This is a genomic window from Microcoleus sp. M2_D5, from assembly GCF_036701935.1.
Classification (GTDB): Bacteria; Cyanobacteriota; Cyanobacteriia; order Cyanobacteriales; family Microcoleaceae; genus Microcoleus.
In genome coordinates this window covers 26,724-50,839 of sequence record NZ_JAUBRP010000021.1, presented here as the reverse complement: position 1 = coordinate 50,839, position 24,116 = coordinate 26,724, and the positions used below count along the sequence as shown (strand labels likewise).

Sequence of the window (24,116 nt, the reverse complement as noted above, 5' to 3'; positions counted from 1 at the left end):
GTTCGGTTCGGGCGGGTTTTCGAGATTGTTTGTTGCAGGCAATTATTGTTTGTGAACCCGCCCCTACAAGCACCCGGTACATCGCATCGGCAAATGTACGTGATGATTTATGGTTGGGTTCGGGCGGGTTTTCGAGATTGTTTGTTGCAGGCAATTATTGTTTGTGAACCCGCCCCTACAACCGCCCGGTACATTCTGATTTATGGTTCGGTTCGGGCGGGTTTTCGACATTGTTTGTTGCAGGCAATTATTGTTTGTGAACCCGCCCCTACAAGCACCCGGTATATTCTGATTTATGCTTGGGTTGGGGCGGGTTTTAGAGATTGTCAATTATTAGAAATAATTCTATCTGAAACCCGCCCCTAGCAAATCACTTTTACAAAACTCGCAACGTGCTAGCAATACTATCGACTGCTTCCATCGCGCGAATTTCATCGAGTGCTTGTTGAAAATTCCCTTCCCTAACATCGTGAGTCACGACGACAATTTCTGCTAAATCGCCGTGAATTCCCGTTTGCACAACTGATTCCAAACTAACTTTGTGATTGCCGAAACAAGTGCCGAGTTGGCCAATTACCCCCGGAGTATCGCGCGTCAGAAAACGGGCGTAAAAGCGAGTAACAAGTTCCTGCATCGAAGCAATTTTGCAGTAATGTTGGTGACTGCAACTCAGCAAAGGATGGGGAATCGGAACAGTTTCGGTTTTCAGGATGGCCGCGACATTCATAATGTCGGATACTACGGCGCTAGCTGTGGGGCCCGCACCGGCGCCGCGCCCGTACAGCATCAATTGCCCGATCGGCTCTCCTTCGACTAAAATTGCATTGTAAACCCCGTTGACACTCGCCAGCGGATGAGTTTTCGGCACAAAAGTAGGATGCACTCGAATTGACAGCAGTTCGCTTTCTCCCTCAGCTTGCTTGCCATTGTAGCGGGAGGTTTCTCGAGCAATAGCCAACAATTTAATCACAAATCCCAGCTTGTCGGCGTAGTCAATATCAGCCGCACTAACTTTTCTGATACCTTCGCAGTGAACATCTGCTAATTTGATGCGTCCGCCAAAAGCTAGCGAGGCTAAAATAGCAATTTTATCGGCCGCATCTAATCCATCTACATCTGCTGTGGGGTCAGCTTCAGCATAACCTAATTGCTGGGCGTCGGCGAGCACTTCGGCAAAGTCGGCGCCTTCTGTTTGCATCCGCGTCAGGATGTAATTAGTTGTGCCGTTGACGATGCCGGTCACACTTTTAATGCGGTTTGCACCTAAAGATTGTTTGAGGCTTTGAATGACTGGAATGCCGCCGCCGACAGCAGCTTCTAGCATTACGTAAACGCCTTTTTTGTTTGCGGCCTCGAAGATTTCATTACCGTAGCGGGCGATAACTGCTTTGTTGGCAGTGACGACGTGCTTGCCGCTGGCAATAGCCTGTAAAATGAGCGATCGCGCCGGTTCCAATCCGCCAATCAGTTCTACTACAATATCAATTTCCGGGTCAGTTGCGATCGCTTCTAGGTCAGTTGTCAGCACATTTTCTGGCAATTGTAAAGACCGAGTTCGAGAAATATCGCGCACTCCCACCCGATAGATTTCCAATTCCTGCAACAGCGGATGGCGGCCGTCTGGGGATAGCAAAATCTCTGCTGTTCCCGCGCCAACTGTACCCAAACCTAACAAACCAATTTTGAAAGCCACGACTTTGACCCGTTGAAACTCACTTCATCTAGAATCATTGTATGATAACCGCGTATTGGCAGAATACCCAGAGCCCCTACTTCTTTAAGAAGTAGGGGCTCTGCATAACTAATTAACCGGATTTTATATTACAATTCAAAGCTCTGCATCCATGTCTGCCTCCATTTCTCGCAGCCGCTGCGCCAATCTTTCGGCCCGCTGGCGTTCTGCATTAGCTTGCTGTTCTAGCTGCTGATTTTGCTGTTCTAGCTGCTGATTTTGCTGTTCTAGTTCCTGATTTTGCTGTCCTAGCTGCTGATTTTGCTGTCCTAGCTGTTGTCGCTGTGCTTCTTCTTCTCGAATTAAATCTTCTACTAGCGGCGGAGATAGCACTTGATCCACCGATAAAATAAATTCAGCAAACTGTACGGACTGAACTTGCTGTCCCGAAAAAAAATCCTGATGAGAATAACTGCCTTCATTTTCCGGGCGGCTGCATACTCGTATTTTCGGTCGATTGGGGTCTACAATCCAATATTCGGGGATGTCAATTAAGTCATATTCTGCCCGTTTGCGAATGTAGTCGTCCCGCCAATTTTGACTGGTAACTTCGATAACTAACAGCGGTTTTTCTTCAAAGTCTAGCACTGCGGAACCAGGATTCGCACAGACTTGTTCCCACAAACTCCGAGTGCAAATCACCACATCAGGAACGCGGGAAGAGTTTTCCTCGGTTCGGACTGCGGTAGTGACAACTGCAACTAGCGGTAGGTTGTGTGCTGCAAAGAAGCGGCGGAACTGATAAACTAAAAATTGACAAATTTTAATGTGAATTCCTGTAGGTGTTGGAATTTCGATTAGAGTGCCCCGATATAATTCATAACAAACACCTGATTCTCCCTGATAGTTCAGATATTCTTCAAAGGTGAGTTTTTGATTAGAAGTTATAACCATGTCAGTTCTCTCCCTTTTTCGGTGAGCTTACTGTATATTTTACACTTGTATTGGGTGAACCAGCCCCTCAAGACTAAAAACTGTTTAAAACAATTGTAGGGCGAGCTCAGCCCACCCTACAAATCAGATTAAATCAGGTAACACATTAATAAGTTTCAACGTGCCAACGGTGTTCTTTCTTCAACTGTTTCTGATAGCCAGCCCAGTCAACACCGTGCTTGCCAGCCGCGGCAGACATTCCCTCATCAATTCCGCCTTCCATACCCTTCAAACCGCAGATATAAGTGTGAGTATTTGGCTTTTGAACCAATTCCCACAATTGGTCTGCGTTCTCTTGAATCCGGTTTTGAATGTACATCTTGCCGCCGTCAACATTCTTTTGCTCGCGGCTGATGGCATAAGTCAAGCGGAAATTATCGGGGAACTCGCGCTGCAATTGCTCCAACTCTTCCTTATAGAGAATGTTGGGAGTGTAAGCAACTCCAAAGAACAGCCAAGCTAAACCTCTGAATTTGTAATCGGGGTTATTTTCTTTAAACATCCGCCACAAATAAGCCCGGAAAGGAGCAATACCTGTACCGGTACCCATCATAATAATGGTGGCTTCTTCGTCGTCGGGCAACAGCATTTCCTTGCCTACGGGGCCGGTGATTTTGACATCATCTCCCGGTTGCAAACCGGTGAGAAAAGTCGAACAAACGCCGAACACTTGTTCGCCAGTCTCTGGGCTTTTGTACTCTAGGCGGCGGACGCACAGCGAGACTGTTTTGTCGTCGAGGTGGTCGCCGTGACGGGTGGAGGCGATCGAGTAAAGCCGAATTTTGTGAGGTTTGCCGTTTTTATCCGTGCCATCAGGAATAATCCCGATACTTTGACCTTCGAGATAGTGCAAATTGCCTCCAGAAATGTCGAAGGTGACGTGGCGAACTGTGCCGTCGCCGCCTTCTCTGACTAATTCTTCTGTAGAAATGCACTTACCAATATAGGGATTGGCCGGCTTGTAGAGGTTGACAGGAACCTGAACTTTTTCCTTGGCTTGAGTCATGGGCTTAGTTTCTTCTCCAGATTTCTGACTCTGTAGCCCTGCTTCTGGTGCGACTTTGCCATTTGTTTCGGGAGCGCTGTTTGAGGGGCGGATGCTGACAATTCTTCCACCCATCCGAGCAATCCGGCGCATTTCCTGATTCATGCGATCGTAGGGCACGGAGATAAATACGCTGCCGCTACGGCGAATCGGGTTACTTGTTTGGTCAGTTGCTTGGCTCTGACGCATACCCTCCACTTCGTAAACAAAGATGCGGCTGCCTGATTCTGAGTTGGCCGCCACACCAGATATGCTTGGGCTGTACATTGGTTGATTTTCCTTCACGATACAGAGTTATAAAGAAAGAGAATGTGACGTTAGACTCAATTTACTTTTTTCTTAAGGCCATCGGGACTAATTGGCCTCGCCAATTTTGGGGCCTCGCCACGCGGGCGGGAAGGTTGAAGTTGCGATCGCTCGCGTATCAAATCCCTACTAGCCGAACGCCGCGCTCACCGAGCCCGCTTTGCGTTCGGCTGTTGACCTATAGCTATTGTTGTCTGCGTACTGCCAATATTTTACCCGATCGGGGGATCTGCCCCGATAAGTCATTTCGATCGGCAGTCGGGGATGGAGTAGGGGCATCGGGGCAAAAATAGCTTCTATTGACCGACAGCAGCCAGCTATAAGGTTCTGGATTTATGCCTGCACGTCTGCTGACTGACGGCGTTAATTCTCCAATCTAAAATCTAAAATCTAAAATCTAAAATCTAAAATCGATTGAGGTTGAGCTTGTAGGGGGCCGACGCATTCTGGTAAGATTAACCGCTAAAGTTAGTATTAATTACTTGCCTTGAAGATTGCTTGGGTCTTCCCGGGCAGGCAGTCAACTCACTGCTGTATGCTGGTGAGAACTCGATCGTCTCGGGGTAGCACAGCAGCACAAAGCCTGCTTGCCGCTACCTGCGGGCTGAAATTTTGTGGAATCTAGACTTGAGTTAGTTAGTAAACAGTGATTTTGTTAGAGGGAAACTATGACCAGTAAGCCGGATCGCGTGGTTTTAATTGGCGTTGCCGGAGATTCCGGATGCGGAAAATCTACTTTTTTGCGCCGATTGACAGATTTGTTCGGGGAAGATTTCGTGACTGTAATCTGCCTTGACGACTATCACAGTCTCGATCGCAAGCAGCGCAAGGAAACAGGGATTACAGCCCTTGACCCCAGAGCGAACAATTTTGACCTGATGGCCGAGCAAATGAAGGCGCTCAAAGAAGGTCACGCGATCGACAAGCCGATTTACAACCACGAAACCGGTATGATCGACCCGCCGGAAAGGGTTGAGCCGAATCACGTGATTGTGATTGAGGGGCTGCATCCGCTGTACGACGAGCGAGTTCGATCGCTCCTGGACTTCAGCGTCTACCTCGACATCAGCGACGAAGTAAAAATTGCTTGGAAAATCCAGCGCGACATGGCGGAACGGGGCCACCGTTACGAAGACGTGCTGTTTGCGATCAATGCTCGCAAACCGGATTTTACAGCCTACATCGACCCGCAAAAGCAATATGCTGATGTGGTAATTCAAGTGTTGCCGACCAACTTGATCAAAGATGACAAGGAGCGGAAAGTTCTGCGCGTGCAAATGATCCAGCGCGAAGGCATCGCCAATTTTGAGCCTGCGTATTTGTTTGACGAAGGTTCAACAATTAACTGGGTTCCTTGCGGCCGCAAGCTGACTTGTTCCTATCCCGGAATTAAAATGTACTACGGGCCCGATGCTTTCTACGGTCACGAAGTCTCGATTTTAGAAGTAGATGGTCAATTCGAGAATCTCGAAGAAGTTATTTACATCGAAAGCCATTTGAGCAAAACTTCGGCGAAGTATGAAGGCGAGTTAACTCACCTGTTGCTCCAGCACCGCGAATATCCTGGTTCCAACAATGGAACTGGTTTGTTCCAAGTATTGGTCGGATTGAAGATGCGGGCGACTTACGAGAAGTTGACTGCAAAAGAAGCGAAAGTGGCTATGAGTGTTTAGAACGCAGACATGAAAGATTTGAGAGGCGCAATTGCGCCTCTTTTTTTGTGGGAAAATGAACCGCAGAGGGCGCAGAGGGCGCAGAGAAGAGTTAGGAGAGGGTGTTTGGATGTAGAGAGGTTAAGAAGGTTTTTCCGGCTCGGTTGAGGGTCGTTCTAGTTGTACCTCATCTTTCTGATAACCGCAATAATTCGATGCAACCCTGTTTGAATATCGATTAAGAATGCCAAAAACTTTACTGCTGCACCATTACCTCTTCAAGCAATAGCTTGATTCGGTTGCCGATCGCCCCGACATTGGGTTCCTGTAAAATACCTAGATGGTCTCCAGGTACGTCGTAAATGGTCAGATTGTCTTTGAGATAAGGTTTCCAGCCTAGATCCGGATCGAGATTGACACTTTGGCTATCTTCAGAATCCAGCGCTCTAAACATAACTACTTTGCCAGCATAGGGTTTTGGCACGTAAGCTCGTTCTGCTTGCTGAATTATCTTCTCTGTCATCAAATAGTCTGTGATGTAAGACATTGACTCTGTAGGTTCTTTCGGCTTAAAGTATCGCCCGATCGTCTTGCGGGCCGGCATTGTCATTGGGTTTGTAAGTGTGATTATTTTATCGACGACACTACGGACGATGTAACCTATACCCTGCTTAGCAATTTTTTTGGTATGGAAGCGCAGCCGCTGCTGAATGGGTACGGGCTTGTAGGCAGAGGGCAACATGGAATCAAACATCACCAATAACGCTGTTTTCTGTCCTTTAGCTGCCAATTTTTGAGCTACCTCAAAAGCAACAATACCTCCAAAGGACAAACCAGCAAAATAATAGGGGCCTTCTGGTTGCACCTTCACGAGTTCATTGATGTAATAGTCTGCGATCGCCTCAACCTTATTGAGTGGTCCATTCATGCGATCTTTAACAAGAGTAATTAAGGCATATATCGGCCGCTCTCGCCCCAAATATGGAATTAACGGATAATAAACAGACACTCCTTCAAACAGAAATAGTGGTGGCACAGAACCCTTCGGTTGAATCTCAACTAAGGAAAGGCTGTGGTTGGGGATATTCCCTTGACGTAGAATGTCGGCTAATTGTTTGATGGTTGGGGCTTGGAAGATAATCGATAGTGGCAAACTCTGCTGGAACTTTTCGTCAATTTTGTCAGCTAAGCGAGCTGCTAGCAGGGATGTACCGCCTAAATCCATGAAATTATCCGCAGTACCGATCGGCTTAATATTGAGTACCTGCTCCCAAATATGGAGAAGTTGAGTTTCTAGTACATCAGCGGGCAACACAACTTCACCGTACTGAACCAGATCGACAACCTGCGGTTCTGGAAATGCACGGCGATCGACTTTACCATTTGGGGTCATGGGGAAGCTCTCCATCACTACAAACGCTGCCGGAATCATGTATGCCGGTAGCTTTGTTTGTAGAAAACTACGCAATGCAGATACCTGAATTGGTTCTCCGTGCTTCGGAATGATATATGCCACTAAGCGCTTTTCACCGGGTACATCTTCCCGTGCCAAAACTATACCTTGTTGCACGGATGGGTACTGTTCCAAATAGGTTTCAATCTCTAGTAACTCAATCCGAAAACCTCGAATTTTTACTTGAAAATCGATGCGACCAATAAACTCCAACGTTCCATTTGGTAAATAGCGGGCAGTATCCCCTGTTCTGTAAAGTTTGTCGTAAGGTCGATCGCTAAATGGATTAGCAACAAAATTACTTGCAGTGCGTTCTGCCAAATTGAGATATCCCCTCGCCAGCCCTGGGCCGCCAATATACAGTTCTCCAATCTCGCCATCTGGCACCAGATTTAGGTTTTCATCCAGAATGTAAATTTGGCTGTTGGGAAGAGGACGACCGATCGGAATGTCTGCTTCACTACTGAGATCGTAATCTTCAGCGATCGGGTCAAAAATGGTGGCCGTCACTGTCGTTTCAGTCGGCCCATAGGCATTGAGCCAACGAGGATATTCCCCAACCAATTGTCGCCATTCACCATACAGAGCGCGAGAGGCTTTTTCTCCGCCCACAACCACCAATCTCACATCTGGGGACATGGGAACGCCAAGCAATGAGAGTCCGCTGACGAGGCCATGCCAAAAAGCAGTTGGCAAGTGGACAATAGTAATGCGTTCTTGCTGAATAAATTCCAGGAATTGGCGGGTTGAGCTAATACAGTCTTCCGTTCGCAGCACGATTGTTGCACCGCTTACCAAGGATGGAAAAACTTCCGCAATGATGGTGTCAAAGCTCATGCTAGAGAATTGAAGTACCCGATCGCCCAATCCAAGATTAAATGCCTGTGCGATCGCGAAACTGTGGTGAATCATGCCCCGGTGAGCAATCATTACACCCTTGGGATTTCCCGTCGAACCAGAGGTGTAAATAACGTAAGCCAAATGCTCCGGCGTTGTCATCCGAGACAAATTTTCAGTGCTGTATGGCGCGATATCGTGCCAGTCTGTATCTGGACAAATGACGCGAGCATTGTGTTCGGGCAAAAATTCAACCAGATGCTGTTGAATCAAAATGAATCGCACAGCGGCGTCTTGTAACTGGTACGCTCGACGCTCGTGGGGATAGTCTGGGTCGATCGGCACATAAGCCGCCCCAGCCTTCATCACCCCCAAAAAGCAAATCACCATTTCCATGCAGCGATTCATAGAGATAGCAATCAGTTCATCCGGTTGCACTCCTAGTGCTTGAAGGTAATGGGCGAGCTGGTTTGCGCGTTGATTTAAGGCATTGTAGGTTAATTCTTGCCCTTGAAATGACAGGGCGATCGCATCAGGAGTCTGCTTAACCTGTGCTTCAAACCATTGATGAATACTCACATAGTCCGATCTAGTTAAATCGACTTGAGAGTCCTCAACAGAGGAAATATCGTGACTGTATAATGGAACATCAACACAGACATCGCGGGTAGTTTTTAGCGCATCAGTTTCGTTGTTGGGTAAGTACCCATCACCACTCGTCAAAAAATCTTGAGAGTCGATCATATTTGTGATTTAAGTAGGGCAAGCGAGCTTAAGAGATGGCATCCTGTCGGCAATTCCTTCTCCCGCATTCATCCAGCTCACAGCTTTTTGTGGACTGCTTGTTGTGCAGTGTCGAAACTGCAGCAGTGCAGTAATACTGCGTCGAACCAATCTATCACAGTTGCCAGGTTTATCTGAATATGGTGGCGCGAATCAATGCGCTTTTGGGGAACGGAAGTTGTTTCTGGATAATTATTTTTTCTCTTGTTTTAATTATACGGCTTATTAATTAAGCTGTTGTACATCAAGACTGTTTTGGGAATCATCTCATTAGCGAGCGGGGGCGATCGCAGTAAGTAAAAAAGCAAAACAGAGAGGCTCGCTTACTTTTTCAAGGGAGCTAAACTGCTTTTCCTGTAAATGTTTCAGCGATATATTTTTTTATATATGAAAAATTTTTACGTTTTATTAAGTTGTCACCAATAGGAGACGGTGTTTGGAAGTAGAGAGGTTAAGAATATTTTTCCGGCTTCATTGAGATCGTCATTTAGGGAAAAGTTTAGACTGCGAACTTGGATATCGCCATGTTTTATGTCTAGTTGGTGGTTGAGGTGTTGCGGGTAGATGAGAATTGCATTGTTACACTTTAGTGCAGTTGCGTAGGCGACTATTTGATAGCGATCGCTACTGTCTGCTCGATCGGGAGCTTTGTATTTGGTATCGAGGACGTATAGGACTTTACCTGTTTCTATGTCGCACAGCAGTAAGTCAATGCGATCGGAATAATGTTGGTCATGTGTGACCGTGTGTTTTTTCTTGACAAAAAATCCTTTGGGTGTATTAGTTTTGAGCCATTGGGCGACAAATTGTTCGTATAAACTAGCCATGTTTATCAGAAAAGGTACCATTTCGCGATCGCCTGTTTCGTGACAGGGCCCAGTATTCTCCAGAAAGAAGCGAGAGAGGGCGTGTAATATCTGATAATCTTGATTCAAACGGTGATAAGTGCGATCGATACAAGCTTCTGGTTTAAAAGGTTTTAATGTGACAAATCCTTGGAGTGCGTGAAAGGCTTTTCGCACAGTGGATGAAACAGATTCACCGCACAAACCGCTGCGCCCAATAATGAAAAGTGTCCAAGCGAGTATTTGATTATCTTCGATATCGCCTGTTTGTTCGTGATAGTGGCATTTTAGTTTAACATCCCAAGGTTTTTGCACAGCTTCCCGGACATCAACGCGGCCGCGAATATAGGAAAGTCTTTCTGTTTTGGGTAAGTAATCGCGATACAATCCTTTGCGACAGCGTTCTAGGATTTTTTGAGCAAGGATGTTAGCTAATCGTTCATACACTTGTTCCAAAGATTCGCATTCAATTTGTCCTTTCGGAAAATTTATATTGAGTTCGTAGGCATACTCAAGCATTCCGAAGATATTGTTTATGGGAACCTTCGGGCGGATGGCGATGTGAAATTCTGGAGTAATTGGAATGTTGCCAACTCTGCCTTGAGATTTTAATTGCCATTGATATTTATTTTTATAATTGGGAAATTCTATATCTATTTCCTTAGCATAATTATGGAGTATTTTTTGTCCGACTGATTGGGGGATTGAGTTTCGATCTAAAGTTGCTAATTGATATTCTGTAAGTTCGATGATTTGGGGTGATTCTCGTTTCATAAGATTATCACTTGCTCAATTGGTCTTTGATTTTATCCCAGATAAATCCATCCATTTTTTCCTGATTATCAAAGAAGTATTCTTCGAGGTACGGCTCGATTTCCATTTGCCAAATATCTTGGATATCTTCAGCCAAGGTTTTTGTCAAAAAGAAAGAGATGCCTAGTTGATAGTGTTTGTTGTTAATTGCGCGATTGACATTTTTTAGAATCTTAGTTAAGTTATCAACTGGGAAACCAGTTTTCTCTCTCTGGTGATACTGTCGCAGCACTTCATAGTTTGGATAGACGGGAATGAATGCGAAGCGGCGGCGGAGTGCGTTATCGACTAAGGCAATAGAACGGTCTGCTGTGTTCATTGTGCCAATAATGCGGACATTTGTAGGGATTCTGAATAGTTGGCCGCTGGCTAGTTTAACGGTGCGATCGCGGCAATCAAGCAAATACATTAACTCTCCAAATACCTGAGATAAATTTGCGCGATTAATTTCATCAATAATCAGAACACAAGTGTCTTCACAGACTTCGGCTTTTTCACAAAATTCAAGGAATCTACCGGGAACTATTGGATAAGTTAATTGCCCATTTTGACTTTGTGGGCGAAGGCCTTGAATAAAGTCTTCATAAGTATAAGCTGGATGAAATTGGATCGTATCTGAAAAACCATCACTGCCGCCGATTAAGTGTTGGGCTAGTTTTTGGGCAAGGAAAGTTTTTCCGGTTCCGGGCGGGCCTTGTAAGATGGCTTGTTTCTTGCGGTGGATGGCGCGTATCCATAGGTTAAGTTCTGTTTCGTCAAAGCCAGTTTCTTCGGCACATTGGCTCAGAGAATATTCCGGTTGCAACTCTACTTCTTCGACAGCGTATTCAAAGACAATTGACTCCTCTATTGGTGGCACTTCGTTACTAGGAAAGTCATATTTTTTTATTTCTACAAGCCAGTGGCAGAACATATCAAATAGATCGTCATCTCGAATAGAGGGAACGCCAGTTTGGTGCATTTCTTTAGTTAATTCTTTAATCAGCTCGTGTCCGGTTAAGTTAGCAGAGGAGTAGTCTATTAGCTGTTTGCTGTACGAAGTATTGGCGAAATAGTTAATAACCTGTATTGACTTATCATTAATCGCGAGAAAGTCATCGGGACGGAGAGCATTGAGGATAGGCGTTAGCATTCCTATCTCGCCGAACAAGGAGACGCGCATTTCTTCTGAAAACTCTCTACAGGCCGAATATAGCTGACTCGGATCGTCGTTACAACAGCAGACTAAATAAAAAATTAATTCGGCCATTCTTACTGGCGCTATTAATGACAATTTTTTATACGATTTTGAATTCCATAATGACCCTTGTATTATGCACGGATTAATATGAATCCAGGCTCCTCTTTTTCGATTAGTAGGAGAGTCTTGGTAAGGTAGAAGTTGCAACATTACAGATTCAGTCACATCTTCTCCAGACTCAGCAGCAGCAGCGATCACTTCAAAATTTCTACGCCCCTGCTGACGCTGCTCCTGGTAAGCCGCTGTGTGACGCAACCCATCGGGAGTGTATGGATATGAATTGACAAATTCTTGAAATAATTTGACACACTCAGCTTTTTTTTCCGCTAGCATACTGCTCTTGCCAACTATTGATTACTAAATTATTGTAGTAAATATTTATCTCGAACATTCTCCTAAAGACTTGACTATTTTCAACTGTTTATCGGTCATATAACGATAACTTTGTGGTGGTTTAAGCTCAGGCAACTTTTTTCTTAAAGACTGTAAGTTTACTGGTTCCCTAAACCTATGAATATCTTTAAAAAAGATTCCTATTCCTTTTGATGTGCCTTGATAATAGTCATAAAAATTTACCTTTGAAATGCCTGCTTTGTCTTTAACTTCCTCCCAAAGTTCTCTAGGTGGTTTTTCTATAATATAATCCACTTTAAATGAACCAAATACAGCTTTAATCGGCGAAGAAACGTAAATTAATACCAAATCGCCTTCGTTCAATAATCGAGGGCGGACGCGCCGCAATTCAACAGTCTTATTACTATCGAATATTTTGTTGGCGTATTCCGGTCGAATAGATAATAGTAAGATACTTGACATCGGTTACAATCCTTTATTTAGGTCGCGGTTCCTTCATTATATATGATTCCGAATTGTTCCTTTGAAATCTTAAATAAACTTTGAACGGTTGTTTTATTTCCAAGTATTTCCCGAAGCCTATTTAATGTCAGTCGTTTAGTAAAAATCTTGGTATAGCTAAATCTGATAGCCATAATATCTTCATCTGGTTTGTCTTTTGCTAGATTCATTAAATCTTTTAACTCATATACACCTAAGTGTCGGAACTGTCTATATAGTTTTTCTGGTTTGTCTATGATAACTTCATCTAACCTAGAACAAGCTTTAACCTCTTGTGTCCCAGTAAATGCTCTATCGGAGCTAACATACCATAAAATTCTACCAATAACACCAGGTTTTAAACTGCCATTATTTCGCTTATAGTACACCAGTTCGCGTCTGAGCACTAGATCAGTTTGAGATTCCAAGATGTACTGCCTAGCCAAGTCTTTGTCGAACAAATCTTTTGCCCATTTGGGTTGAATAGGAATAATGAAGGTAGGCAAGTCAGCATTAATAACTTTAGCAGGCCAAAGGTGACGTTCGATCTCTGATATAGTCTTTATATCTTGAGTTGATTCGCTGATAGTAAGAGTTTCTGCGAGCTGAATGCAAAAATTATATTCTGATCCCATCTTACCTAATCCCGTAAGGTACTTAGATAGTTCTGTTGATGTTTTTGAAACAGCAAGATTCGCCTTCAAAGACCCATTGTCAACTCGAACAAAAGCATCTTGTTGAATAGCTTGTAAAACATTTTCTTCCAGATAGGGGTCAATAATCCTGGTAAATTGTCGCTTTTCATCGGCTGAGAGTGATATAGAATAGAAAACCAAGTATCGTGCCAGTGTAGCCGCTATAGCGCCTGGACGAACTCGCATAATTGTCACTTTTAGTTCGTAAGTTTGCTGTCTATCGAAAACAATTAATGCAAGGGGTATATTTTCATTCTCTAAAAAAACATAACATTGAAATTTATCGGGATTAGCAATAATATGGCGCAGCCGTTGTTGAAATTCTCCCTCGCTCTCGCCCTTTTCACTAGCATAAAAACTATCAATAAATCTAGATTCAAATCTCTGAATGAGTTTCAGCTTTATAGATGTACCTGCCAAGCGAACAGGTTGATATTCAACATTTCTGCGAATATCATCTAATTTTAAAATTAAATTTGTTGGGCTAATTACTTCTAGTGTAAATTTTTTATAAATTTCATCAGCTAAATTCAAAATCTCTATGTTGCGAGTTACAAATACCTGAGAATCAGAAGCAATAGTTATAGCTAATTGATTTATTGTAGCTCTATCGAAAGTTATAGATTGCTCGGTCAACAGTTGAGCGATAGAATCTAAAATACCTTCAAGTCTGGTTTTGTCATACAACAACTGAGTAAAAATATTAGCCAGATAACGTTTGCTATCTCTTAATTTAGCATCATCTATTGTGTTAATTGATTTGAAAATTTCATCAGTGATGCATAACTCCAAGTCATCCTGCAACCAATCAGCGAGCAGAGAGTCGGATTCTGTAGTTTTAAGCTCTTCATTGCCGTGCAATTCCAAGAAAACGCTTGTGTCGATGACCGCACAAAGTTTAGATTCAAGCTTCTGATTAGCAGCATAAGAAAATATGCTGGGGTGATTGTGTTCTAGCCACCAAACTGTAAGAAGTTTACCATCCTTACTATTTCCTGTCTTTTCATTTAAGGGAATAAAGCCTAATTTATACCACATCCCGTCTATTCCATAGTCGCGGCGGCATTTAAGCTCAAGCCGATAAAAATCCTGAGTTTTTTGACTTAAGTAATTGACTAGCTTTTTAGCAACATCTTTGCCACGCCATGACGGATCGATGCAGAGATGAACGATAACAATTGCGTGTTTTCGGATCGCCTTCCGGTATAGCAGATAACCAATACAATTTTGCTCTGCATCGATAGCCACAAGAATCATACGCTTGATTGCGTATTCTACAAAAGCATCTCTTGGTAACAAGCCCAGAGTTTTTTTATTGGCATCACCTAGTGCTATAACGGTTTGCAAATGAGGGGATGTATGGTCAATTGCTTCGATCGTCACCTGTGTTTCTGCTGTCACTTGTTTGTACCTCCTCAAGTTTCCGCCATACCTCAGTTTGATCTAATTTTACCACTGAGTCAATTATGTGGGTTACTATCTCGCCCTTCCTTCCCTCTCAGTATCACATTACAAGCCGCTGGGAAAGTCGGGAGTCATATAAGTTCGATCGCAGCCACCATCCTTACCCACATCAATAGCCTCCCAAACCAGTAACACAGGCAAAACCGCTAACAACAGTTCCCGGAAAAGTTAAAACTGTGTGGAAACTATCTAAACGTGCTATATTCAACTCCGTAAACCCTGAACAGCGCTTTCAGGTAATGCAAATTTATAACCGAGTCAACTGAATGCTCTCTACTTTCAAGAAATTAGCTTCAATTGCAATCATCTTTGCCGCCGTAAAACTTTTACTTAATTATCCGCCTTTCACAGAAATAGAAAATTATATCGCAAATAGAGACCCAGCAAGTGCTACTTTAGACGCTGGAGCTCAGCAGCAAAAATCCAGCAGCCCGCCTCCGGTACTTCCCAAAAAACCACCGGAGCAAACCTTTGATGTAGTAGTATATGGTGATGAAGTACCGGGGATATGTGCGGCGATATGGGCGAAGAAAACTTTAGGCCCAAAGGGCAAAGTTGCGATCGTGCGATCGAACTACGGAAGAGATCCTTTGGGCGGCTTACTCACCCGCGGCGGTTTAGCTTACCTCGATTTAGATAAAATCCCCGATTGGTACCGCCAGCCCTACGCCCAATGTTTTAAAGAATTCTTAGATAAAGCCAATGCGCGCGAATCTTGCTTAGATCCAAAAATGGCAGATCGAGCTCTCAGGCAAATGCTTTCAGCAGCAAAAGTCAGAGTTATTTCCAACTCAACTCTTACTCCCCACATCGTAGATAAAAAAATCGAATATGCCGAAGTAAAAGGCAGCAACTTAAAAATCAAAGCCCACTCTTTTATTGACGTAACTCAAGACGCGGAATTAGCCAGAAAAGCCGGATTATCTTATTATACAGGATATGAATCTCAAAATATAAAATCCAAAAATGAAACTTTAGCAGTCTCTGTAGTTCCGACAATTACAGGTATAACGATGTCAGAATTCCGCAGAATAGAAGATGACATTCTCTACAATCGGCCTTTGGTAAAAAAGATTAAAGAAAGCATTACAAAATATAAAGATCCGGCCAGTACAAAATTCTGGCTGAGGAATTTCTGGAGTACCATTTATCAGCCATATACAGACGGCTACGACATCAGAAGTGTAGCAATAGGAGCAGCGTATCACATAGACAGAAATCTGCCCTTTAGTCAAAATAAAGGATTCTTTTTTGATAAAGGCAATGTCTGCGTTTATAACAAAAATGTGCTGTCCTGGAACGGGTTTCTGTTTAAATACCCAGTTGACCAAATCATGAAGATGGAAGCTAACGGCAGAAAACCGACTCCTGAAATGATTAGAGAAATGTCACATCTCCAACACTGGCTACAAAAGAAGTCTGGCAAAGATGTGAGAGTATTTATTCCAGACGAGATTTATATCAGGCAAAGTTTGAACGTTCGCGAGGTGGTAGATCCGCTGACGGGGAAAGAGATTATCAAAGGGGGAACAGCAGCGTCCAAGTCGATCGGCAGTTTTTCCTACGATTTCGATATGCGGGGCGGAGTCAAGCATTTATCTACGAGAATTCCGCCCCTGCCAGTGTATAATTTCGGCATAGAAAGCGCTTTGGCTAGCAAAGTGAATAATTTAGCAATTGTCGGGCGATCGTCCGGTTATGTCGGTATGGCGGTATCCGTCGGGCGAATTGCGACAGTGAATATTTATCAAGGACAAGGTGTGGGCGTGGCGGCTGGTTTGGCTAGCAAGTTCGGCGTGCCGCTGAATTCGATTACTTCGGCTGAAACGAAAAAAACTCTGGAGACTTTAACGGGGAAAAAGACGTATTTGTCCGGGAGAGATACGAGTTATGGAGTTGATTATAAGGAGGTGAAGTAATCGAGGTATAGCAGTCGCCTGTGTTGCTATACGATGTTAAACCCGCCTACAAACTATAAAGTTTTGTTTGAGTTTGAGAACAAAAAACGCAATTCCTGGAGTTTGATAGCTGTTATTCATTGCGAACCTTAATTATTGCAAGTTGTTTTACCAGTAGGACTAATGCAAAAAAACGGTCGAGGTGCAAAATCGTGGCTTTCTCCGAGAGAAGGCGGGTTTTGGATTAGGGATTTCTGTCAAATAAGATATTAAAAGGATTTTACCACTGAAGATGTCGAAACCTGATATTCGACGGCGCAAGATTCCCCAACTCTTAGATATCCTCTCGCTCTTCGCTCTGCTGCTCGTATTCTGTAATAATGTTCTGAATATCCTCTGCTGCAATATCGACTTGTTCGGATTTGGTGTAAAGGGTCAGCAAAATGATTCCCGTTGCTGTTTGGACGTAGTAAATTAAACGGTATCCACCACTTTTACCTTTTTGAGTGTCGCTATTTCGGACTCTCAACTTGAAGACTGCATAACCCACTCCCGCAATTCGATCTCCTAACAGTTCTCCCCGTGTGAGTTGTTCGATAATGGGTTGAAGATCATTGCGAATGCTGCGGTATTTTTTTGCAAGAGTGCGTAAATTGCGATTAAAGGTTGGTGAAACTATAACTTGAATTAACGGCAAGTCAGTCATTTTCAATTCCTTCCCACATTTGAGCAACCGAAATGGTTTGCCCAGTCATGGCTTCGTGCCAAGCTTGCCGAAAATCTTGTAGAAGCGCTGCTTTAGATTGGCCCTCTCCGTCAATTTCTGAGGGTTCTGGAATACTAAAAGAATTAGCAGGATGCATCTCTTGGATTTCTGCTGAGAAAACCTCTGGCAGATTATTTTGCGAAATGATTACCCCCTGACGTTGCTTTTGGCTTAGAAACTCTATAAAACTCGCAACTAATGCCAAATGTTCTGGAGAGAGTCGATCGAGCCATCGATCGATTTGATGTCGAAGTGCTGCTACATTCATAATGCCATCAAACCTTTTAATTTTACCTTCATTTTAACGTAAGCCCGCCCCGCCTTGAATATCGCTCTTCCCTCTGCCTCTGACGCGGATGCGGTTCAAAACTCTTCTCCTCCCTTCTATGGCACAATCTTAAATAAGATCAAACTCTCAAGCCACCATGACCGCAAACCTACCACCCCAATACGACCCCAAAGCCACCGAAGCCAAATGGCAAAAATACTGGGAAGACAACCAAACCTTCAAAGCTGACCCCGAAGCCGGCGGCGAACCTTACTGCGTCGTCATCCCGCCGCCCAACGTGACCGGCAGTCTCCACATGGGACACGCTTTTGAAGAGACGCTGATTGATGTCCTCGTCCGCTATCACCGCATGACTGGACGCAATACCCTGTGGTTGCCGGGAACGGATCATGCTAGCATCGCCGTTCAAACTATTCTCGAAAAGCAACTCAAAGCAGAAGGCAAAACTCGCCACGATTTAGGCCGAGAAAAATTCTTGGAACGGGCCTGGGAGTGGAAAGCTGAATCGGGCAATACTATTACTAATCAATTACGCAGTTTGGGCGTGTCTGTCGATTGGTCGCGCGAACGCTTTACGATGGATGAAGGCTTATCCGCTGCGGTTTTAGAAGCGTTTGTCCGCCTGTACGATGAGGGGCTGATTTATCGCGGCAATTACTTGGTGAATTGGTGTCCGGCGAGTCAGTCTGCTGTGTCGGATTTGGAGGTTGACCAGCAGGAAGTTGACGGGCATTTGTGGCATTTCCGCTATCCTTTGACGGACGGTTCGGGTTATTTGGAGGTGGCGACGACTCGGCCGGAAACGATGTTGGGCGATACTGGGGTGGCTGTGAATCCACAGGACGATCGCTACAAGCATCTTATCGGTAAAACTGTCACTTTGCCGATCGCAAATCGCGAAATTCCCATCATTGCTGATGAGTTTGTCGATCCGACTTTCGGAACTGGTTGTGTCAAGGTGACTCCCGCCCACGATCCGAACGACTTCGAGATGGGTAAGCGTCACAATTTGCCGTTTATTAACATCATGAATAAGGACGGCACTTTAAATGAAAATGCCGGAGAGTTTCAGGGACAAGACCGATTTGTTGCCCGGAAAAATGTGGTGCAGCGCTTAGAAACAGACGGGGTTTTGGTTAAAATAGAAGATTACAAGCATACAGTTCCCTACAGCGAACGCGGCAAAGTTGCGGTCGAACCTTTGCTATCTACGCAATGGTTTGTGAAGATAGATCCTCTTTCTCAACGCGCTTTAGAAGCATTAGATCAAAGTAACTCACCAGTCTTTGTTCCTGACAGATGGACAAAGGTTTATCGCGATTGGCTGGTGAAGCTGAAGGATTGGTGTATCTCCCGCCAATTGTGGTGGGGACACCAAATCCCGGCTTGGTATGCTGTTAGCGAAACCAAAGGAGAAATTACTGACACGACGCCGTTTGTGGTGGCGAAAACTGAAGCTGAAGCTAGGGAAAAAGCAACGGCTAAATTTGGTAATGACGTAGAGTTAGCAAGAGATCCAGATGTATTGGATACTTGGTTTTCGTCTGGGTTGTGGCCTTTCTCGACTTTGGGATGGCCGGATGAAACTAAGGATTTGGATTTCTATTATCCGACAACTACTTTGGTAACAGGTTTTGATATCATCTTTTTCTGGGTTGCTAGAATGACGATGATGGCAGGACATTTTACTGAAAAGATGCCTTTTGATACTGTTTACATTCACGGTTTGGTGTTGGATGAAAACGGTCAAAAAATGTCTAAGAGTAAAAACAACGGTATCGACCCGCTGCTGTTGATTGGCAAGTACGGTACTGATGCTTTGCGCTACACTTTGGTTAAGGAAGTGGTTGGGGCCGGTCAAAATATTCGCATGGAGTACGATCGCAAAACTGATGAATCGAAATCCGTGGAAGCTTCGCGGAATTTCACGAATAAGTTGTGGAATGCGGCGCGGTTTGTGATGATGAATTTGGAGGGACAGACGCCGCAACAGTTGGGAAGTCCTTCTGGGGGATGTGGTTTGGAGTTGTGCGATCGCTGGATTCTTTCTCGCTACAATCAAGTTGTGCAAGAAAGCCGCAATTGTTTGGAAACTTACGGTTTGGGGGAAGCGGCGAAGAAACTTTATGAGTTTATTTGGGGCGATTTCTGTGACTGGTATATTGAGTTAGTCAAGTCTCGCTTGCAGCAGGATGCTGAACCAAATTCTAAGAAAGTGGCACAGCAAACTTTTGCTTTTGTGTTGGAAGGGATTCTGAAACTGCTGCATCCTTTTATGCCGCACATTACTGAGGAAATTTGGCACACTCTGACTCAAACAGGTGATGGCGAATGTTTGGCTTTGCAAGCTTATCCTGAAGCTGATATCTCGCTAATTGATGCTGATTTGGAACAGCAGTTTGAGTTGTTGTTCGGGACAATTCGCACAGTTCGCAATTTGCGGGCAGATGCTGATATCAAACCCAGTGTGAAGGTGACGGCGATTTTGCAAAGCGAAAGCGAGAAAGAACGCCAAATCATCTCAGATGGAGGTGTTTACATTCAGGATTTGGCAAAAGTCGAAAATCTGACTGTTACTGCTAGTGTGGATGCAGATTTGGGACAGACAATTGCTGGGGTAGTCGGTACTGTGCAAGTATTGATTCCTCTGGCTGGGGTGGTTGATTTGGCGGCTTTGCGTGCTAAATTGGAGAAGAAGTTGAGTAAGGTGGAAGCTGAAATTAAGCATACTGCGGCGCGCTTGACTAATCAGAAGTTTGTGGATAAGGCTACTCCTGATGTGGTTCAGGGGGCGAGGGATGCTTTGGCGGAAGCCGAAAAACAAGCGGAGATTTTGCGCGATCGGCTAAAGGTGTTTTAAGGAGTCATTAGTCATTAGTCAGCAGTCATTAGTCGCGGGTGGGGTGAGAAACCGGGTTTCTAGGAATTTTTCGGTTGAGTAACGAAAAATATTGAAAGAAACCCGGTTTCTGAGGAGATTATCATTTTTATTGTGCTGGGCGATCGCTTGATAAAAAACATCCCAAAATCCCGTAGGGGCGGGTTAACCAGCCATCTATGAAATACACAAACAATCTCGTAAACCCGCCCTATCCTCAGCCATTATTTACATCACAATTTTACCTCTAAATTCATCGTACATTTTTATTGTTGGTGGGCGGGGGCGGGTTTATAGTATTATTGATGTTTACCATAAATGGTTGGCGAACCCGCCCCTACAAATTTGGTTTCAATAATAGAACTAATTGTGCTAACACGGGCAATTAATCACCAATTACCAATTACTAATTACCCTCATGTTATATTTAGCCCAAGTACAAATGAAGGAAATTTTAGGTGAGATAAGTCTGCAATTGCTGGCTTGCCAAAATTCGGATGATACTTGGGCTATGCTTTGTAAAGAAACTCTCTTGACAGTACCGTCAGATTTAGCTCAAAATGTTTTAAATGAAGGAATGCTAGTATTAGCAAATGTTGACGAAAATAGCCAGGTTGTGGATATTCAATCAGCTACAGACTGGGTGCTAGAATTAGTTGAGAAATATTTAACAACAGGCTTTACTCCCGATTTTTTGCAGCAAGAAGCCCAGAAAGCAGAAGATTGGCGGCAATCTCTTACTTTGCAGAGTCAAGAATTGTCTCGCCGCTTGATTGAAGTTGAAGCCCGCCGAGAACAAATTCAAAAATTAGAAGCAAAACTCCAGCAGGAAAAGCAATTGTTGGAAAGTTCGATCGCCCAATTGCAAATTCCGCCCGCTACTCCACTAATTTGATTTATAATTTGACTTAGATTAACAAACCAAAGGTAGGGACACGGCACTAGCGCGTCCCCACAAACCTGATATGCAATTTGCTGGACATCATATAATTTGTAACTTGACAAATACCCCTTACCCGTTGCTGAATCGCCAGCCAAATTGCCTGGGGCTAAAGCACTTTTGACTTCAGCCAAGCAGCGGGGAGACACCGCAGTTTCTGAGAATTGCTAACATAAGCCCGCTTCTGAAACACATCATATTGATTGCGTTCGATCGCATTTAAGATTCTGCTGTACAGCATTGTAGCAGCCCAAACTGTCCAGCGAATATCGGGACTGAGCACTTTAATTCCCGGTTCCGCGCTGGCGTATAATTTGCGAGCTCGCTGAATTTGAAACCGCATCAATTCCTTCCAGCGGTTGTCAATTACACCGTTGAATAAATCTTCTTCGGTGTAGTTAAACAAAGCTAAGTCTTCTAAGGGAATGTAAATGCGGCCGCGGCGGGCATCTTCTCCGACATCGCGCAAAATATTAGTCAACTGCTTGGCAATACCCAGGGCTATCGCTTCTTCTTTGGGAATTCTATTCCCCCAGTGCCAATTCCAGTTAGCAGCCGAGTTCGATTCGCCTACACCCATAACAGACATCGACATCAGCCCCACAGTACCCGCTACTCGATAACAGTAAAGATTGAGCTCTTCAAAAGTTTCGTAGCGGCTGCGGTACAAGTCCATTTGCTGGCCCGCAATCATCTCTCGAAACGGTTGAATGTCGATCGGGAAACGAGACAGCGTATCTACCAAAGCTACGTCATAATCGTCGTGGGGATGGCCCGCAAACAGGGATTCTAGGCGTTTTTCCCACAAATTTAGCGTTTCAGGGGTCGTAGCCTCAGAACCAGGCCCGTCTACGAGTTCGTCGGTGCGGCGGCACCAGACGTAAATCGCCCAAATCGCCCGACGCTTGGCTTCGGGCATGAGTTGAGTGCCTAAATAAAAATTTTTGGCATAACTCGCCGTGACTTGGCGGCACAGTTCGTAAGAGTCATCCACAGAAGCCAGAGTTCTCATGCACTGGAGTTTTGACAGTTGCAGCATCCGAGAATAAGAAATTTAAAGATTAGAACTGATTTTCCCCCGTTGAGACAACGGGAGATTTTTTTTACGTCTTTATGAAAAATTCTTAATTTTTCATTGGTTATTGGCCGTTGAAATAGCCTGCGCTGTCAGCTTACCAGAAAGCACGGCACCTTCCATACTCGCAAGATAACGCTGCATTGTATAATCCCCCGTTAGATAGAAATTGCTAATCGGAGTTGTTTGTGTGGGACGGCACTGCTGGCGTCCGGGGGTGGCTTTGTAGACGGAACGTGGGGTTTTGACTACGTGATATTTGAGCAGTTTGGCTGGTTCTGGGATTTGATCGGGAAAGAGTTTTTCTAACTCGACCATTGTGGCTGCGACGATATCTTCGTCAGATTTGCCTATCCAGTCTTTTGCCGGTGCGAGTACCAATTCCAGCATGGATTTGTCTGGGTTGGCATATTCGCGGCAGGTGTTGCTCATGTCGGCGTAGACGCTCAGCAAGGGCGATCGCGAGAACAGCAAATGGTCGATGTCAGTTAATTTGCGATCGAACCACAAGTGTACATTAATGACGGGTACTCCCTCCAACCCTTCGAGCTGTTTGAAATAATCCATTTCGCCCCAAGGTTTCGGCATCATCAGCTTCAGCGGGTCAACCGGCATCGCAGAAACGTAAATATCCGCCGTCAGAATTTCAGATTCTGCGCCTTTGATGCCCCGAATCTGAAACCCGCGCACCGTGTTGTCATCGTTGAGCAAAAACTCCCCGATGGGTGCATTCAGCCGGACTTCGCCACCGCGCTCAGTTATGTAGTCTACCATCGGCTGGCACAACCTCTCTGTGGGGGAACCGTCTAAAAAGGCCATTTTCGAGCCTTTTGTCTCTTGCAAGAAGCGGTTGAGGGCTGTCAGCAGAATGGTTGCAGATATTTCGTGGGGGTCGATGAAATTGAGCGCCTTGGACATGGCGATGAATACTTCTTTTTCGACTCTGGGGGGGACGTTTTGCTTTTTCAGCCAGTCGGAAAACGAGTATTTGTCCATTGCTTCGACGTATTTTTGACCCTGAAGCATCGCCGGAATCAAACCGATGCCGAAACTTATTTTTTCGGGCCAGGTGAGCATATCGTTGTTTCCCAGGATTGCCGCGACGCCGTTGAAGGGGGCCGGAATGTCGGGAAAATCAAAGCGGGAATAAGTTCCGGGGGTTTCTGGCTGATTGAAAATCATCGAATGTTCTTTCCATTGCAGCCTGTCTTCAATGTCGAGCTCTTTGAAGAGTTGGAGCATATTCGGGTATGCGCCGAAGAAGATGTGCAGCCCGGTTTCGTACCAGTCGCCATCTGCATCTTTCCAGGCGGCTACCTTGCCGCCGAGTACGTCTCGACTTTCTAGGACTATGGGGGTGTGGCCCGCGTCGGTAAGATATTTAGCGCAGGAAAGTCCTGCTAAGCCTGCTCCGGCGATCGCAACTCGCATTTGATACTACTTGGCCTCTGTGTTCGCTTCGGTTTAATTATACTTTACAACTCGTTACAATATTTTGGGGAAATCTGTAGGGAAACGGCACTGCCGTGTCCGGTGCGGGGAGGACTCAAGCGCGAGGTACTCAGAAACCCGGTTTTTGCGAAAATCTTGGGTTTTCACCCGCAGATTCGGTAAAAAACCCGGTTTCTTTGCCACAAA

The 24,116-nt window shown here is 44.7% G+C and carries 16 protein-coding genes; 4 read left to right on the top strand and 12 right to left on the bottom strand.

What is annotated here, in order from left to right:
- Positions 1 to 376: 376 nt before the first annotated feature.
- The 3 genes from QUA50_RS11565 to petH all read right to left on the bottom strand — a co-directional run bounded on the left by QUA50_RS11565 (position 377) and on the right by petH (position 3,977).
- Complete coding sequence (locus QUA50_RS11565; RefSeq protein ID WP_333264187.1) at positions 377 to 1,693, bottom strand: homoserine dehydrogenase; 1,317 nt, start codon at positions 1,691 to 1,693, stop codon at positions 377 to 379.
- 135 nt (positions 1,694 to 1,828) lie between these two features.
- Positions 1,829 to 2,626 (bottom strand): Uma2 family endonuclease, encoded by a 798-nt coding sequence (locus QUA50_RS11560; protein ID WP_333264191.1) that lies wholly within the window; start codon positions 2,624 to 2,626, stop codon positions 1,829 to 1,831.
- Between the two features lie 145 nt (positions 2,627 to 2,771).
- Positions 2,772 to 3,977, bottom strand: coding sequence for a ferredoxin--NADP reductase (gene petH, locus QUA50_RS11555; protein ID WP_333264193.1), 1,206 nt, complete (start codon positions 3,975 to 3,977; stop codon positions 2,772 to 2,774).
- Between the two features lie 707 nt (positions 3,978 to 4,684).
- Here petH and QUA50_RS11550 point away from each other — a divergent pair.
- Positions 4,685 to 5,689: a phosphoribulokinase gene (locus QUA50_RS11550; protein ID WP_333056675.1), complete on the top strand. Its 1,005-nt coding sequence runs from the start codon at positions 4,685 to 4,687 to the stop codon at positions 5,687 to 5,689.
- 235 nt (positions 5,690 to 5,924) lie between these two features.
- Here the strand turns inward: QUA50_RS11550 and QUA50_RS11545 are convergent, their stop codons facing one another.
- The 5 genes from QUA50_RS11545 to QUA50_RS11525 form a co-directional block, all read right to left on the bottom strand.
- Positions 5,925 to 8,702 (bottom strand): amino acid adenylation domain-containing protein, encoded by a 2,778-nt coding sequence (locus QUA50_RS11545; protein WP_333264196.1) that lies wholly within the window; start codon positions 8,700 to 8,702, stop codon positions 5,925 to 5,927.
- A 455-nt stretch (positions 8,703 to 9,157) separates the two neighbouring features.
- The gene (locus tag QUA50_RS11540; RefSeq protein WP_333264199.1) at positions 9,158 to 10,360 is read right to left on the bottom strand and encodes a 5-methylcytosine restriction system specificity protein McrC; all 1,203 of its coding nucleotides are present in this window, start codon (positions 10,358 to 10,360) and stop codon (positions 9,158 to 9,160) included.
- 7 nt (positions 10,361 to 10,367) lie between these two features.
- Positions 10,368 to 11,972, bottom strand: coding sequence for an AAA family ATPase (locus tag QUA50_RS11535; protein ID WP_333264202.1), 1,605 nt, complete (start codon positions 11,970 to 11,972; stop codon positions 10,368 to 10,370).
- A gap of 45 nt (positions 11,973 to 12,017) precedes the next feature.
- Positions 12,018 to 12,455 carry an ASCH domain-containing protein gene (locus tag QUA50_RS11530; protein WP_333264205.1) on the bottom strand — a complete coding sequence of 146 codons (438 nt, stop codon included), beginning with the start codon at positions 12,453 to 12,455 and terminating at the stop codon, positions 12,018 to 12,020.
- 17 nt (positions 12,456 to 12,472) lie between these two features.
- Positions 12,473 to 14,569: a GNAT family N-acetyltransferase gene (locus QUA50_RS11525; RefSeq protein WP_333264208.1), complete on the bottom strand. Its 2,097-nt coding sequence runs from the start codon at positions 14,567 to 14,569 to the stop codon at positions 12,473 to 12,475.
- Between the two features lie 329 nt (positions 14,570 to 14,898).
- On the opposite strand from QUA50_RS11525, the gene QUA50_RS11520 reads away from it, so the two are divergent.
- On the top strand, positions 14,899 to 16,551 hold the full coding sequence (locus tag QUA50_RS11520) for an FAD-dependent oxidoreductase (protein ID WP_333264211.1): 1,653 nt from the start codon (positions 14,899 to 14,901) through the stop codon (positions 16,549 to 16,551).
- Positions 16,552 to 16,864: 313 nt separating this feature from the next.
- Here the strand turns inward: QUA50_RS11520 and QUA50_RS11515 are convergent, their stop codons facing one another.
- Together QUA50_RS11515 and QUA50_RS11510 are read right to left on the bottom strand one after the other, a co-directional pair.
- Positions 16,865 to 17,236, bottom strand: a complete 372-nt coding sequence (locus QUA50_RS11515; protein WP_333233710.1) for a type II toxin-antitoxin system RelE/ParE family toxin — start codon at positions 17,234 to 17,236, stop codon at positions 16,865 to 16,867.
- Complete coding sequence (locus tag QUA50_RS11510) at positions 17,229 to 17,564, bottom strand: hypothetical protein (RefSeq protein WP_333233709.1); 336 nt, start codon at positions 17,562 to 17,564, stop codon at positions 17,229 to 17,231. Before QUA50_RS11510 ends, QUA50_RS11515 begins: the two co-directional genes overlap by 8 nt.
- 157 nt (positions 17,565 to 17,721) lie before the next feature.
- On the opposite strand from QUA50_RS11510, the gene QUA50_RS11505 reads away from it, so the two are divergent.
- Positions 17,722 to 20,445: a valine--tRNA ligase gene (locus tag QUA50_RS11505; RefSeq protein WP_333264214.1), complete on the top strand. Its 2,724-nt coding sequence runs from the start codon at positions 17,722 to 17,724 to the stop codon at positions 20,443 to 20,445.
- 436 nt (positions 20,446 to 20,881) lie between these two features.
- On the top strand, positions 20,882 to 21,358 hold the full coding sequence (locus QUA50_RS11500) for a hypothetical protein (RefSeq protein WP_333298680.1): 477 nt from the start codon (positions 20,882 to 20,884) through the stop codon (positions 21,356 to 21,358).
- Positions 21,359 to 21,512: 154 nt separating this feature from the next.
- Here QUA50_RS11500 and crtB read toward each other — a convergent pair whose 3' ends face one another.
- On the bottom strand, positions 21,513 to 22,442 hold the full coding sequence (gene crtB / locus QUA50_RS11495) for a 15-cis-phytoene synthase CrtB (RefSeq protein ID WP_333264220.1): 930 nt from the start codon (positions 22,440 to 22,442) through the stop codon (positions 21,513 to 21,515).
- Positions 22,443 to 22,535: 93 nt separating this feature from the next.
- The gene (gene pds, locus QUA50_RS11490; RefSeq protein WP_333264222.1) at positions 22,536 to 23,909 is read right to left on the bottom strand and encodes a 15-cis-phytoene desaturase; all 1,374 of its coding nucleotides are present in this window, start codon (positions 23,907 to 23,909) and stop codon (positions 22,536 to 22,538) included.
- Positions 23,910 to 24,116 lie beyond the last annotated feature (207 nt).

Bases quoted from the DNA above. Each gene is read 5' to 3' on its own strand.
- QUA50_RS11560 (WP_333264191.1), bottom strand. From the start codon at position 2,626: ATGGTTATAACTTCTAATCAAAAACTCACCTTTGAAGAATATCTGAAC.
- petH (WP_333264193.1), bottom strand. From the start codon at position 3,977: ATGTACAGCCCAAGCATATCTGGTGTGGCGGCCAACTCAGAATCAGGC.
- QUA50_RS11550 (WP_333056675.1), top strand. From the start codon at position 4,685: ATGACCAGTAAGCCGGATCGCGTGGTTTTAATTGGCGTTGCCGGAGAT.
- QUA50_RS11545 (WP_333264196.1), bottom strand. From the start codon at position 8,702: ATGATCGACTCTCAAGATTTTTTGACGAGTGGTGATGGGTACTTACCC.
- QUA50_RS11540 (WP_333264199.1), bottom strand. From the start codon at position 10,360: ATGAAACGAGAATCACCCCAAATCATCGAACTTACAGAATATCAATTA.
- QUA50_RS11535 (WP_333264202.1), bottom strand. From the start codon at position 11,972: ATGCTAGCGGAAAAAAAAGCTGAGTGTGTCAAATTATTTCAAGAATTT.
- QUA50_RS11530 (WP_333264205.1), bottom strand. From the start codon at position 12,455: ATGTCAAGTATCTTACTATTATCTATTCGACCGGAATACGCCAACAAA.
- QUA50_RS11520 (WP_333264211.1), top strand. From the start codon at position 14,899: ATGCTCTCTACTTTCAAGAAATTAGCTTCAATTGCAATCATCTTTGCC.
- QUA50_RS11515 (WP_333233710.1), bottom strand. From the start codon at position 17,236: ATGACTGACTTGCCGTTAATTCAAGTTATAGTTTCACCAACCTTTAAT.
- QUA50_RS11510 (WP_333233709.1), bottom strand. From the start codon at position 17,564: ATGAATGTAGCAGCACTTCGACATCAAATCGATCGATGGCTCGATCGA.
- QUA50_RS11505 (WP_333264214.1), top strand. From the start codon at position 17,722: ATGACCGCAAACCTACCACCCCAATACGACCCCAAAGCCACCGAAGCC.
- QUA50_RS11500 (WP_333298680.1), top strand. From the start codon at position 20,882: ATGTTATATTTAGCCCAAGTACAAATGAAGGAAATTTTAGGTGAGATA.
- crtB (WP_333264220.1), bottom strand. From the start codon at position 22,442: ATGCTGCAACTGTCAAAACTCCAGTGCATGAGAACTCTGGCTTCTGTG.
- pds (WP_333264222.1), bottom strand. From the start codon at position 23,909: ATGCGAGTTGCGATCGCCGGAGCAGGCTTAGCAGGACTTTCCTGCGCT.